The organism is Pantoea sp. Cy-639 (genome assembly GCF_011752525.1).
GTDB lineage: Bacteria > Pseudomonadota > Gammaproteobacteria > Pseudomonadales > Pseudomonadaceae > Aquipseudomonas.
Genome location: NZ_VWXI01000005.1, coordinates 12245 through 25870 on the forward strand (window position 1 = coordinate 12245; position 13626 = coordinate 25870).

Sequence of the window (13626 nt, forward strand, 5' to 3'; positions counted from 1 at the left end):
GGCAAGCCCGCCTCCACCAACGCTGAACGTGGAGCCGGGCTTGCTCCGCGTCGGCCCTTTCCCCACTTGCCAGGCTGGTCCTACACCACGACCTACGGCATCATTGCAGAATTTGTCCGGCTGCCCCAAAGGACCGCCCATGAATCTGCCTCCTCGCCAGCAACAAATCCTCGAGCTGGTCCGCGAACGCGGCTATGTCAGCATCGAGGAGATGGCGCAGCTGTTCGTCGTCACCCCACAGACCATCCGCCGCGATATCAACCAGCTCGCCGAAGCCAACCTGCTGCGGCGCTATCACGGCGGCGCGGCCTATGACTCGAGCGTCGAGAACACCGCCTACGCCATGCGTGCCGACCAGATGCGCGACGAAAAACAGCGTATCGCCGACGCCGTGGCCCAGCAGATCCCCGACCATGCCTCGTTGTTCATCAACATCGGCACCACTACCGAATCCATCGCCCGCGCCCTGCTCAACCACAACCACCTGAAGGTCATCACCAACAACCTGCACGTGGCCGCGATCCTGGCCGCCAAGGATGACTTCGAGGTGCTGGTGGCCGGCGGCACGGTACGCCGCGATGGCGGCGTGGTCGGCCAGGCCAGCGTCGACTTCATCAACCAGTTCAAGGTCGACTTCGCCGTGGTTGGCATCAGCGGTATCGACGAGGATGGCAGCCTGCTGGACTTCGATTACCAGGAAGTGCGGGTATCCCAGGCGATCATCGCCAACGCCCGCCAGGTGCTGCTGGCTGCCGACTCCAGCAAGTTCGGCCGGAATGCCATGGTCCGCCTGGGTTCGATCAGCCTGATCGATTGCCTGGTCACCGACCAGCCGCCTTCGACTGCACTCACCCAACTGCTCAACCAGTACAAGATCCGCCTCGACGTCGTCTGAACGCGCGCCCAGCGTCGCCGCCCCCCCTGGCCGGTGACCGCGCGACGGCGAACCTGCGCCGTTATTTTCGTTTATGTTCATTTCCCTGTCACATGATCAGTTTTTTCTATAAAGACTGACTGGCGGCCGCCTGTTCATTGCGCTAGTATTTTCGGAAACGAACATTAATGTTCACATTCGATGTGAGCTGCCCCAGGAGGCCTTGCCCGTGTCCCAGCCCGTTTCGTCCCAGCCCCCCCTCCACGATTGCTACGACCTCGCCGTGATCGGCGGTGGCATCAATGGCGTGGGTATCGCTGCCGATGCCGCCGGACGCGGCCTGAGGGTGTTCCTTTGCGAACGCGACGATCTGGCCCAGCACACCTCCTCGGCCAGCAGCAAGCTGATCCACGGCGGCCTGCGCTACCTGGAACACTATGAGTTCCGCCTGGTGCGCGAAGCCCTGGCCGAACGCGAAGTATTGCTGGCCAAGGCCCCGCATATCGTCAAGCCGATGCGTTTCGTGCTGCCGCACCGCCCGCACCTGCGTCCGGCCTGGATGATCCGCGCCGGCCTGTTCCTGTACGACCACCTGGGCAAGCGCAAGCGACTGGGCGCCTCGCGCAGCCTGCGCTTCGGCCCGGGCTACCCGCTCAAGCCAGCCATCACCCGTGGTTTCGAATACGCCGACTGCGCTGTCGATGACGCCCGTCTGGTGGTGCTCAACGCCATGGCCGCCCGGGAAAAAGGCGCGCATATCCATACCCGCACCCGCTGCCTGCGCGCCGAGCGTGTCGACGGCGTATGGCAGGTCGAACTGCAGCACGCCGACGGCAGCCTGCAGAGCATCCGCGCCCGCGCCCTGGTCAACGCCGCTGGCCCCTGGGTGGCCAGCTTCATCAAGGACGACCTCAAGCTCGACGCCCCGTACGGTATCCGCCTGATCCAGGGCAGCCACCTCATCGTGCCGCGCCTGTACGAGGGCGAACACGCCTACATCCTGCAGAACGAAGACCAACGCATCGTCTTCTGCATCCCCTACCTGGAGCGCTTCACCCTGATCGGCACCACCGACCGGGAATACAGCGGCGACCCGGCCAAGGTGGCGATCACCGAGCAAGAGACCGACTACCTGCTCAAGGTGGTCAATGCCCACTTCAACCACCAACTCAGCCGTGACGATATCCTGCACACCTATTCCGGCGTGCGCCCGCTGTGCAACGACGAGTCGGACAACCCATCCGCCGTGACCCGCGACTACACCTTGGCGCTGTCGGCTGCTGAAGGCCAGGCCCCGCTGCTGTCGGTGTTCGGTGGCAAGCTCACCACCTACCGCAAGCTGGCCGAATCGGCGATGGGCGAGCTGAAGCCCTACTTCACCCAGATGCGCGACAGCTGGACCGCGACAGCACCGCTGCCAGGCGGCGAGGACATGACCACTGCCCAGGCGCTGGTCGACCTGCTGCTGGCTCGCCATGACTGGCTGCCGGTCGATATCGCCAGGCGCTGGGCCCATACCTACGGCAGCCGCGTCTGGCGACTGCTCGAGGGCGTGCACGGCCCGGAAGACCTGGGGCAGTCCATCGGCGGTGGTCTGTTTGCACGCGAGGTCGACTACCTCTGCGACCAGGAATGGGCCAGCGGCGCGCAAGACATTCTCTGGCGCCGCACCAAGCTTGGCCTGTTCACCAGCAGTACCGAGCAGCAGGCGCTGGAGGATTACCTGCAGCATCGCCAGGCGAGCCCATCCGGTACCCGCGCAGCCTGACCGCAACCACGACCGTGGCCCGTCTCGTCGGGCCACGGCCTGCAGTCAGGAAAGACACCTCGACCAGGCTTCCTCGGCCAAGGTCCTGAGCAGTTGCCGCTCGGCCTGCTCCAGCTCCTGCATCAGCGCATTGGCCCCTTGCACATAGGACTGCTCGCCCCCTTCGGCGGCCCGTGCTTCGAGATCGGCCAGGCGACGATGGAAAGGCTCGGCAAGCGCATCGAAACGTTGCGCATGGCGCTGCCTGGCGTAACGCTCCCAGAACGGCCGGTGGGCCAGCGTCTCCTGCACTGCTTGCGCCGTCTCGTGACTCAGTACCTCTACTTGCGCCTTGATCATGTCGGCCTCGTCGACATTGGCGTAGGCGGCAAAGTGCATGTCCTCGACCTGAACCGGTAATTCCAAGGCCTGCGCCAGCCGGTTACGGTAGATCAGTCGCACCTCCACCTCATCGACCTCGACATCGCCGACAGCACGCATCCGCGCGACCTCGCGGGCGGCGATGGCATCCACCTGGTCCAACCGGTAGAGCTGACGCCCCAGACGCACCAGGCTCTGCTCGGTCATGGCCACGGGTAGTCCTGCCACACCCTGCTGGACCAGCACGCCGACCTCCAACTGATTGAGCAGCAGCAACAGGCGATCCTCGCAACTGCGCGGACCACCCGCCTCGCGGAACAGCGCTTCGCGCAACACCTCATTGCGCTCGCAGGCATCTAGAATGCGCCATATCCTGCGCCGATAGTGGCCGGGATGCGCAGCAAAATCGTCCGTGGCGCTGAAGTCGGCCAGAAAACGAAACAGGTCGGTAGAACCTGGCTCCTGGCGCAAGCGATCCCAGGTCAGCTCGCGCTGGCTGCGCAGCGTGCCATCACGGGTTTCACTCCAGAGATCGCGTACCGCGCTGTTCGCTTCCCGGTGCGTGTAGGAGACGCCTCGTCCTTGACTGGGCAATCCGTTGCCACGCCAACGCTCGATACGCTCACGACTGAGGGCACTCAGTGGATTGTCATGCAGGTCGATCCGCGGCAAACGCAGGCTCAGCCCATGCAGATCCTGCGCGATCTCCTGGATCCGGTTGTCGCGGGCATCGACCAACGCTCGCCATGAGGCACGCTCGAGCAGCTCACCGACATCGACCAGCCCGGTGGAGCGCAAATGCACATGGCGCACATGCCGCAACCCCGAAAGATCCGGCGCCTGCATCAAGGGATTGAAGCTCAACTCGATGGTGTCCAGCAGCGGCAGCAGGGCAAAACGCTGGCTGGCCTGGCCATCGATCATCAAATGGTTACGCGAAAGATTCAGCCGCCGCAGGTGAACAAGCGCCTCGACGCCCTCAGGTACCTGGGTAAGGCGGTTGTTGCTCAGGTCAAGCTCGACCAGATTGGGAAAATGCCTGAGGAAGTCCGCGTCGATATCCTGCAAGCCCATGTCACGCAACACCAGGCGCTGTACATGGGCATAGTCCATACCCGCCGGCAAGACCGGCAACTGCCCGACCTGCTCGCCATCGATCACCAGTTCGTACTCATCATTTGCATCCACCAGCTTGCGCCGCCAGCTGCGCCTCAGCCTATCGGCGACCCGACGCCGGCGAATGGCATCGACCGGTGTGCGCCATTGCGCTTGCCAGTCACCCAGTGCCTGCCTCAGGTCGGCCAGTTGCCGCTGCAGTAGCTGATAGTGATCCCACAGGTTCTGTCCGCGTGCGCGCACCGCATTCACATAGGCATCGAGTTGCAATTCACTGAGCGTAGGAAAGATCTGGTGGATACCTCGACGAATCGCCTGCTGGCTGCTTTCTCCGCCACCGCTCAGGCGATAGCCCAGTTGCCCGTCACCGAAACGTCTGGGTGGACGCACGCCCTCTCCATCAGGGGCAAGCCCGATCAACTGCGCAACCTGTTCGCGGTCGGCACGGACGATCTCGAGCAAGCGCTCACGCAATTGCCTGACGTTCATGGCAGCATGCCCCAAGGCCACTTTCTGCTCTTCGTCCAGGCACTGCAGCAACACTTCGAACAACGTCGCGCTACCCTCAGCGCCATCCAGGCTGTAGCGTCCTGCGGCATGACGCACGATGGTCCGGACAGGCCCCGTCGCTTGCGCCTGACTGGCGGCCAGCAGCATCCCCTCGGCGCTACCTTCACGCAACTGCACCGCACGCGCGCCTGACCAGGGCGCCTGACGATCAATCAGGCCAACCACCAAGCGCTCACCATCCTGATTGAGTGCCTTGGGCAGCCGTATCCCCAGGCAGGCGTTATCGATCCGGCTATCGCGTACCAGCCAACGCGCCCGCTCCGCCAGGCTCAGCGGGATGCGTCCAGTACTGCGCCATTGCTCGAGCTGAACCGTGCTGGCATGGCCGATGATTTCCTCGGCAGCCCTTGGCGACAGCCCGTTGAATGCAGCGATCAACTGCGCCTGGTCAGCCGTGGGCGCCGGACGTCGGCTGGCCAGGCGCTGCTCGAACTGCGAACCGACGAGTTCAGGAGACTCGGCATGCAGCCCGATCCGTTCATGCAGGTCAAGCAGCCGCGCTGGGGCTGGCGCCTGTTCGACACGCAGGCGCCTGAGCTGGTCGAGGCTGATGCCGGTAATCTTGAGCAGGTCCTCGCCTTGCGACGCGAGCAACGCGTCGAACTGACCCAGCCCCTCCAGCAAGACCGCCGGGCTTTCTTCAAGATGGGCGTACTCAGGGTTGTGCCGCAGTTTCACCTCACCGCCGGCGCCAGCCACAGGCTCCAGGAGATCGACGAAAGGCACTCGCTGCAGCAGGTGTATCGCACCGGCGCCCACCCCAGTCAGCACGACGCACTGGGCAACGCCGAACAGATGATCCAGGGCCCCCTGCCGATCACCCAACCGCCAGTCCTGGTAGCCCTCGTAGACCTCCCCCAGCAATTGCCCAGCGTTGACCAGCAACATCAGTTCGCCCAACCCGGGCACGAACACGGCAGCCAACCCCAGCAGATCCAGCCCGGCAGCCAGCATGCCTTGCAGGCGAGCCTGTCTGCTCAAGCGATCTTCAGCGTCGGTGGGCACCGCCAGAGCGCGGGCATCATCGAAGATCCTGGCGATCTGCTGCGCCCCAGCATAGGCGAAAGGGTCCCCTTCGATCGGCAGGTTGCGCCCGTCCAGCTCGATGGCCTTTCCACTCTTCAAGCGGGCCAGCTGTTGCTCAAGCCTACTGTCGAAGCCAACCCGGTCACGCACCTTGACGAAACGCTTGAAGAACCTGCACAAGGCCGGCTGCGACAAACGCACCGCCAAATCCTCGTACAGGTCCTCCCAACTGTCGTAGTGACGCACGCTCTTGTGCGGATCGCCAGGAATCCAGGCGATCACCTCGTCGATTTCGGCGTCCGGCGCAGCTCGCCACTCGAACGTGAGGATACCGACCATGCATTTGCCCAATACGTAGAGCTGGCGCGGCGTCAACGTTCCCTTCTTCTTGGCTTGCCAGGGTTGCCTGGCAAACAGTGACAGCAACCGCTGAAGGTCCCATTCATCCAGCTCTGCCTTGAACCTTGCCTCGTACACCGAAGCCTGCAGGCGCGTACGCAAATTGTCGCGGAATACCCCTTCGATGCTTTTGCGCGCCTGTCCTTCTGGCTGTCCACGCCCCGCCTTGGGATGCAGGATGCTTTTGAGCAGGGCCTGGTAGCGCCCGCCGATGTCCAGGGTGCGACACAGACCGGCGAACTGTTCGAACCCCAGTGCCAGGCGATTGTCCTGCGCGCCCACCAGGCGGGCCTGGCGCAGGTACCATGGCTGAGTTTCCTGCGCCTGGTAGTTATGCAGCGCGGCCGCCAGCAAAGTCTGCCGCGAGCGGTAGGTGACACTGGGCTGGTAAAGCTTTTCGGCTGCCGAAGGTTGCTTGAACTGTTCGCTGATGACGACATAGGCATGTCGAGGGTCGACCTGCCCAAATCCTGCTTCGAGCAAGGCCCTCTCGAGCACAGGGGCGGCAAAGACTTCGATAGGGACGATGCGCTCGAGCAGGTGACGCATGCGTTCGTCATTGACCTGCTGCTCACGCAACACCTGCCGATAGGCGTTGAGGTGCTCCGAAGTGGCGCGTGACAGCCAGGTCGGCAAGCGTCGCTCGAGCAGATGATCGACTGAAGTAGAGGGAAACAACTGACTATCTGCCATGGTGCGGTTCCTGAGCAAAAACCCAGCAGACCACGACCCTCATGCACAAGCGTGGTACTTAAAACTGCTCTGCACCCCTATTCGGATTTCCGAACACCCAAAAATCACCCATTCGGAAAACCGTCTACCCCGTACCTTCAACAAGGCGTCAAAAAAGATTAATCCTGTTTATTTTCACGGCGTTATGATCGATATCAGGGCTTGGCACGAGTCATGCTCTACACTTGGTAGCCGAATGCACCACGCTTGATGCTGTATTCGTTGAACGAAAGAGTCCGCCAACGGCTCCATAAAAAAAACAAACACGTCGAGGTAAATTTGATGCGCATCGTTCGTCAATTGCTGGGCGCCGCCATCGCGGCCGCTGTCATCGCATCGCCGGTCATGGCCGAAGAGCTGACCGGAACCCTGAAGAAGATCAAGGATTCGGGCACCATCACCCTGGGCCACCGTGACTCTTCCATCCCGTTCTCCTACCTGGCCGGCAAACCGGAACCGGTAGGCTACTCCCACGACATCCAGCTCGCCGTTGTCGAAGCCCTGAAAAAGCAACTGGGCACCGACATCAAGGTCAAGTACAACCTCGTCACCTCGCAGACCCGCATCCCGCTGGTGCAGAACGGCACCGTCGACCTCGAGTGCGGCTCCACCACCAACAACGTCGAGCGCCAGCAGCAGGTCGGCTTCACCGTCGGCATCTTCGAAGTCGGCACCCGCCTGTTGACCAAGGTCAAGGATGGCCAGCCATCCTACAAGGACTTCCCGGATCTGGCCGGCAAGAACGTGGTGACCACCGCCGGCACCACCTCCGAGCGCCTGCTCAAGGCAATGAACGCCGACAAGCAGATGAAGATGAACGTGATCTCGGCCAAAGACCACGGCGAGGCCTTCAACATGCTCGAAAGCGGCCGCGCCGTGGCCTTCATGATGGACGACGCCCTGCTCGCCGGCGAAATGGCCAAGGCCCGCAAGCCATCGGACTGGGTCATCACCGGTACCCCGCAGTCGTACGAAATCTATGGCTGCATGGTTCGCAAGGATGACGCCGCGTTCAAGAAGGCAGTCGACGAAGCCATCGTCGCGTACTTCAAGTCGGGTGACGTCAACAAGAGCTACGACAAGTGGTTCCAGCAGCCAATCCCGCCAAAAGGCCTGAACCTGAACTTCCCGATGAGCGATGAGTTGAAGAAGCTGATCGCCGAGCCGACCGACAAGGCGGCGGACGAGAAGAAGTCCTGACCCCAGGGCAGTGGCCTGGCGCACCTGTGCGCGAATCGATCCGACAGGCCACTCATTAAGTGTCTAACCTTTCATTCGAGGGTGCCTCGCGCACCTTCGAATGCTCGAGGGTGCCCGTGAAACAATCGTCTGAGGGGAAATCCCGATGAATTACAACTGGGACTGGGGCGTGTTCTTCAAGTCCACCGGCGTCGGCAGCGAAACCTACCTGGACTGGTACATCACCGGCCTGGGCTGGACCATCGCCATTGCCGTTTCCGCCTGGATCATCGCCTTGCTGCTGGGGTCCGTCCTCGGCGTGATGCGTACCGTGCCCAACCGTCTGGTGTCAGGGATTGCCACCGCCTACGTGGAACTGTTCCGCAACGTGCCGCTGCTGGTGCAACTGTTCATCTGGTACTTCCTGGTACCGGACCTGCTGCCCGAGGGCCTGCAGGAATGGTTCAAGCAGGACCTCAACCCGACCACCTCGGCGCTGATCAGCGTGGTGGTCTGCCTTGGCCTGTTCACCGCCGCACGCGTCTGCGAACAGGTGCGCACCGGTATCCAGGCGCTGCCCCGCGGCCAGGAAGCCGCCGCCCGCGCCATGGGCTTCAGCCTGCCGCAGATCTACACCAACGTGCTGCTGCCCCAGGCCTACCGGATCATCATTCCGCCGCTCACCTCGGAATTTCTCAACGTGTTCAAGAACTCCTCGGTGGCCTCGCTGATCGGCCTGATGGAGCTGCTGGCACAGACCAAGCAGACCGCCGAGTTCTCCGCCAACCTGTTCGAGGCGTTCACCCTCGCCACGCTGATCTACTTCACCCTGAACATGGGCCTGATGCTGCTCATGCGCATGGTCGAGAAGAAAGTCGCCGTGCCCGGCCTGATTTCCGTGGGAGGCAAGTAAATGGACATGGATTTCAGCGAAATCATCCCCGCCCTGCCCGCCCTGTGGGACGGCATGGTGATGACCCTGCAACTGATGGTCATGGGTGTGGTGGGCGGTATCGCCCTGGGCACCCTGCTGGCCTTGATGCGCCTGTCGTCGAACAAGCTGCTGGCCAACCTGGCCGGCGCCTACGTCAACTACTTCCGCTCGATCCCGCTGCTGCTGGTGATCACCTGGTTCTACCTGGCGGTACCCTTCGTGCTGCGCTGGATCACCGGCCAGGACACCCCCGTGGGCGCGTTCACCTCCTGCGTGGTGGCGTTCATGATGTTCGAGGCCGCGTACTTCTGCGAAATCGTCCGCGCCGGCGTGCAATCGATCTCCAAGGGCCAGATGGGCGCGGCGCAGGCGCTGGGCATGACCTATGGCCAGACCATGCGCCTGATCATCCTGCCCCAGGCATTTCGCAAGATGACCCCGCTGCTGCTGCAGCAGAGCATCATCCTGTTCCAGGACACCTCGCTGGTCTACACCGTAGGCCTGGTGGACTTCCTCAACTCGGCCCGCTCCAACGGCGACATCATCGGACGCTCCCATGAGTTCCTGATCTTCGCCGGTGTCGTCTACTTCATCATCAGCTTCTCCGCTTCCTGGCTGGTCAAGCGCCTGCAAAAAAGGATCACCGTATGATTTCCATCAAGAACGTCAACAAGTGGTACGGGGACTTCCAGGTACTGACCGACTGCAGCACCGAGGTCAAGAAAGGCGAAGTGGTGGTGGTCTGTGGCCCGTCCGGCTCGGGCAAGTCGACCCTGATCAAGTGCGTCAACGCCCTGGAGCCCTTCCAGAAGGGCGACATCGTGGTCGACGGCACCTCGATCGCCGACCCGAAGACCAACCTGCCCAAGCTGCGCTCGCGGGTCGGCATGGTGTTCCAGCACTTCGAGCTGTTCCCGCACCTGAGCATCACCGAGAACCTGACCATCGCCCAGCGCAAGGTACTCGGCCGCAGCGAGGCCGAGGCGACCAAGAAGGGCCTGGCCCTGCTCGACCGCGTCGGCCTCGGCGCCCATGCCAAGAAGCACCCCGGCCAGCTGTCCGGCGGCCAGCAGCAGCGCGTGGCGATCGCCCGCGCGCTGTCGATGGACCCGATCGTCATGCTGTTCGACGAGCCGACCTCGGCGCTGGACCCGGAGATGGTCAACGAAGTGCTCGACGTGATGGTCGAGCTGGCCCACGAAGGCATGACCATGATGTGCGTGACCCACGAGATGGGCTTCGCCCGCAAGGTCGCCAACCGGGTGATCTTCATGGACAAGGGCAACATCATCGAGGACTGCCAGAAGGAAGACTTCTTCGGCAACCCCACCGGCCGCCACGAACGTACCCAGCACTTCCTCAGCAAGATCCTGCAGCACTGAGCAGGCCTGCTGCCCGGTTGACGCCGGGCAGCGGGTGCTGGTCGTGACAAGGCCACTGTGATGAAATGCGACCCTTCGCTCCTTCAGCCTGTCCAGCCCGCCGTGAAATCCCGCCTGATCCGCCAATTGCTGCTGCCGCCCCTGGTCATCCTGCTGATGGTCGGGCTGGGCATGGCCGGCTTCCTGGTCAGCGAGAACAACGGCATCCGCACCCTCAGCGAAACCGGCGAGCGCCAGCTGGAGCTGCACGCGCGCACGGTCGAGAGCGAAATCAGCAAGTACACCTACCTGCCCAGCCTGCTGGAGCTGGAAGACAGCGTCTCGCACCTGCTCACCGATCCGGACGGCGGCTACCGCCAGGCCGTCAACGAATACCTCGAAGGCCTCAACCGCCGCAGTCGCAGCCGGGCGATCTTCGTCCTCGACACCAGCGGTCGGGTCCAGGCCACCAGCAACTGGCGCGACGCCGACTCGTTCCTTGGCGAGGACCTGTCGTTCCGCGCCTACTTCCAGGACGCCGTGCGCGGCGAGCCCGGACGCTTCTACGGCATCGGCAGCACCACCGGCGAAGCCGGCTACTACCTGGCCCATGGGCTGGAGGAGCACGGCAAGATCATCGGCGTGGCGGTGATCAAGGTGCGCCTGGACACCCTGGAGGAGCGCTGGCAGCGTGCCCGCCTGGAAGCCTTCGTCAGTGACGAGAACGGCATCATCATCCTCTCCAGCGACCCGGCCCGGCGCCTGAAATCGGTACGTCCACTGACGCCGCAGATCAAGGAGCGCCTGGCCCGCAGCCTGCAATACTACTGGTGGCCGCTCAACGAACTGCAACCCCTGGCCCGCGAAACCCTCGCCGACGGCGTCGAGAAACTCACCTTCCCGGCCAACAGCGAGAACTCCCAGGGCAAGCCGCGCGAGGTGGCCTATCTGGCCCAGACCCGGCGCCTGGCCGACACGCCCTGGCACTTCACCCTGCTCACGCCGTTGCAGGACTTGCGCCGTGAATCCATGGTCCAGGGCATCCTGGTCGGCGTGGCCTTCGCCCTGCTGACGATCCTCGCCATCGCCTGGAACGAACGGCGCAAGGTGATCGCCACGCGCCTGGCCGCCCGCGAGGCCCTGGAAGAAGCCAACAGCCAGCTGGAGCGCAAGATCACCGAGCGCACCGCCGACCTGCGCGCCAGCAACGAGCGTCTCAAGGGCCAGATCCGTGAGCGCCGGCATGCCGAGCAGACCCTGCGCCACGCCCAGGACGAACTGGTGCAGGCCGGCAAGCTGGCGGCCATCGGCCAGATGTCCACCAGCATCGCCCATGAACTCAATCAGCCACTGGCTGCCTTGCGTACGCTCTCCGGCAACACCGTGCGCTTCCTCGAGCGCGGTGCGCTGGAAACCGCCAGCGCCAACCTGCGCACCATGAACGAACTGATCGACCGCATGGGCCGGATCACCGCCAGCCTGCGCTCGTTCGCCCGACGTGGCGACGACAGCGGCCAAGCCTCCCTGGAGAAGGCCGTCGAAGCCACCTTGCAGGTGCTGGCCAACCGCATCGACAACTGCCGCCTGCACCGCCAGTTCGACGACCAGTGGCTGGCCATCGACCAGACCCGGCTGGAGCAGATCCTGGTCAACCTGCTGGGCAACGCCCTCGACGCCATGGCCGGCCAACCGCTGCCCCAGCTGTGGCTCGAAGGTGAAATCCAGGGCGACAAGTACCGCCTGCGCGTGCGTGACAACGGCCACGGCATCGATCCGGAGGCACGCAAGCACCTGTTCGAACCTTTCTTCACCACCAAACCGGGCGAGCATGGCCTGGGCCTGGGCCTGACGCTGTCGGCGAGCCTGGCCACCGCCGCCAAGGGTACACTGAGCGTCGAACACCCCGCCGGTGGCGGCACTGCCTTCGTCCTTGCCCTGCCCCTGGTCACGCCCCCTAGCGAACTGGCTGAACCCCTATGAATCAAGCGCCCCTTACCGTCCTGATCGTCGAGGACGACCCGCATGTGCTGCTCGGCTGCCAACAGGCGCTGGCCCTGGAAGACATCGCCTGCGAAGGCGTCGGCAGTGCCGAACAGGCACTCGAGCGCATCGGCGACGACTTCGCCGGTATCGTCGTCAGCGATATCCGCCTGCCCGGCATCGATGGCCTGGAGTTGCTCAACCGTCTCAAGGCCCGCGACCGCAGCCTGCCGGTGGTGCTGATCACCGGTCACGGCGACATCGACATGGCAGTCGGCGCCATGCGCAACGGCGCCTATGACTTCATGGAAAAACCCTTCTCGCCAGAGCGTCTGGTCGAGGTCGTGCGCCGCGCCCTGGAGCAACGCGGACTGTCTCGCGAGGTGTTCGCCCTGCGCCGTCAGTTGGCCGAGCAGAGCAGCCTGGAGGGCCGTATCATCGGCCGTTCGCCGGCCATGGAGCAGTTGCGCGAGCTGATCGCCAACGTCGCCGACACCTCGGCCAATGTGCTGATCGAAGGCGAGACCGGCACCGGCAAGGAACTGGTCGCCCGCTGCCTGCACGACTTCAGCCGGCGCCAGGCCCAGCCATTCGTGGCCCTCAACTGCGGCGGCCTGCCGGAGAACCTGTTCGAAAGCGAGATCTTCGGCCACGAGGCCAATGCCTTCACCGGCGCCGGCAAGCGGCGCATCGGCAAGATCGAGCACGCCAATGGTGGCACCTTGTTCCTCGACGAGGTCGAGAGCATGCCGCTCAACCTGCAGATCAAGCTGTTGCGCGTGCTGCAGGAGCGCACCCTGGAACGCCTGGGCTCGAACCAGAGCATCCCGGTGGACTGCCGGGTGATCGCCGCGACCAAGTCCGATCTCGACGCCCTCGGCCAGAGCGGCCAGTTCCGCAGCGACCTGTACTACCGCCTCAACGTGGTGACCCTGGAACTGCCGCCCCTGCGCGAGCGGCGCGAGGACATCCTGCAGCTGTTCGAACACTTCCTGCAGCAATCGGCGCTGCGCTTCGACCGCGAGGCGCCTGAGCTCGACAGCCAGACCCTGTCGCGGCTGATGGCCCACGACTGGCCGGGCAACGTGCGTGAGTTGCGCAACGTCGCCGAACGCTACGCCCTGGGCCTGCCGGCCTTCAAGAAAGGCCCCAGCGGCGGTGCCAGCCAGGGGCTGGGATTCGCCGAGGCGGTGGAGGCGTTCGAGCGCAACCTGCTGACCGACGCCCTGCAACGCAGCGGCGGCAACCTCAGCCAGGCCAGCCAGGAGCTGGGCATGGCCAAGACCACGCTGTTCGACAAAGTGAAGAAGTACGGCCTCGGCTGACC

The 13626-nt window shown here is 63.8% G+C and carries 9 protein-coding genes; 8 read left to right on the forward strand and 1 reads right to left on the reverse strand.

From position 1 onward, the window contains the following. The first annotated feature begins 139 nt into the window (after window positions 1–139). On the forward strand, window positions 140–895 hold the full coding sequence (gene glpR, locus F3J43_RS07865) for a DNA-binding transcriptional repressor GlpR (protein ID WP_166884430.1): 756 nt from the start codon (window positions 140–142) through the stop codon (window positions 893–895). 208 nt (window positions 896–1103) lie between these two features. After that, the gene (gene glpD, locus F3J43_RS07870; protein WP_166884432.1) at window positions 1104–2642 is read left to right on the forward strand and encodes a glycerol-3-phosphate dehydrogenase; all 1539 of its coding nucleotides are present in this window, start codon (window positions 1104–1106) and stop codon (window positions 2640–2642) included. Between the two features lie 45 nt (window positions 2643–2687). Here glpD and F3J43_RS07875 read toward each other — a convergent pair whose 3' ends face one another. Continuing rightward, complete coding sequence (locus tag F3J43_RS07875; protein ID WP_166884434.1) at window positions 2688–6806, reverse strand: NEL-type E3 ubiquitin ligase domain-containing protein; 4119 nt, start codon at window positions 6804–6806, stop codon at window positions 2688–2690. Between the two features lie 321 nt (window positions 6807–7127). Here F3J43_RS07875 and F3J43_RS07880 point away from each other — a divergent pair, with 321 nt between their 5' ends. The 6 genes from F3J43_RS07880 (at window position 7128) to aauR (ending at window position 13624) form a co-directional block, all read left to right on the forward strand. Continuing rightward, window positions 7128–8045: a glutamate/aspartate ABC transporter substrate-binding protein gene (locus tag F3J43_RS07880; protein WP_166884436.1), complete on the forward strand. Its 918-nt coding sequence runs from the start codon at window positions 7128–7130 to the stop codon at window positions 8043–8045. Window positions 8046–8190: 145 nt separating this feature from the next. After that, window positions 8191–8937 carry an amino acid ABC transporter permease gene (locus tag F3J43_RS07885; protein ID WP_166884438.1) on the forward strand — a complete coding sequence of 249 codons (747 nt, stop codon included), beginning with the start codon at window positions 8191–8193 and terminating at the stop codon, window positions 8935–8937. Beyond that, window positions 8938–9609 carry an amino acid ABC transporter permease gene (locus tag F3J43_RS07890; RefSeq protein ID WP_166884439.1) on the forward strand — a complete coding sequence of 224 codons (672 nt, stop codon included), beginning with the start codon at window positions 8938–8940 and terminating at the stop codon, window positions 9607–9609. Further along, window positions 9606–10340 carry an amino acid ABC transporter ATP-binding protein gene (locus tag F3J43_RS07895; RefSeq protein WP_166884441.1) on the forward strand — a complete coding sequence of 245 codons (735 nt, stop codon included), beginning with the start codon at window positions 9606–9608 and terminating at the stop codon, window positions 10338–10340. The genes F3J43_RS07890 and F3J43_RS07895 overlap by 4 nt, the downstream gene beginning before the upstream one ends. Window positions 10341–10400: 60 nt before the next feature. Further along, window positions 10401–12299 (forward strand): two-component sensor histidine kinase AauS, encoded by a 1899-nt coding sequence (gene aauS, locus F3J43_RS07900; protein WP_166884443.1) that lies wholly within the window; start codon window positions 10401–10403, stop codon window positions 12297–12299. Then, window positions 12296–13624: a two-component response regulator AauR gene (gene aauR, locus F3J43_RS07905; protein WP_166884445.1), complete on the forward strand. Its 1329-nt coding sequence runs from the start codon at window positions 12296–12298 to the stop codon at window positions 13622–13624. The genes aauS and aauR overlap by 4 nt, the downstream gene beginning before the upstream one ends. Window positions 13625–13626 lie beyond the last annotated feature (2 nt).

Bases quoted from the DNA above. Each gene is read 5' to 3' on its own strand.
- glpR (WP_166884430.1), top strand. From the start codon at position 140: ATGAATCTGCCTCCTCGCCAGCAACAAATCCTCGAGCTGGTCCGCGAA.
- F3J43_RS07875 (WP_166884434.1), bottom strand. From the start codon at position 6,806: ATGGCAGATAGTCAGTTGTTTCCCTCTACTTCAGTCGATCATCTGCTC.
- F3J43_RS07880 (WP_166884436.1), top strand. From the start codon at position 7,128: ATGCGCATCGTTCGTCAATTGCTGGGCGCCGCCATCGCGGCCGCTGTC.
- F3J43_RS07885 (WP_166884438.1), top strand. From the start codon at position 8,191: ATGAATTACAACTGGGACTGGGGCGTGTTCTTCAAGTCCACCGGCGTC.
- F3J43_RS07890 (WP_166884439.1), top strand. From the start codon at position 8,938: ATGGACATGGATTTCAGCGAAATCATCCCCGCCCTGCCCGCCCTGTGG.
- F3J43_RS07895 (WP_166884441.1), top strand. From the start codon at position 9,606: ATGATTTCCATCAAGAACGTCAACAAGTGGTACGGGGACTTCCAGGTA.
- aauS (WP_166884443.1), top strand. From the start codon at position 10,401: ATGAAATGCGACCCTTCGCTCCTTCAGCCTGTCCAGCCCGCCGTGAAA.
- aauR (WP_166884445.1), top strand. From the start codon at position 12,296: ATGAATCAAGCGCCCCTTACCGTCCTGATCGTCGAGGACGACCCGCAT.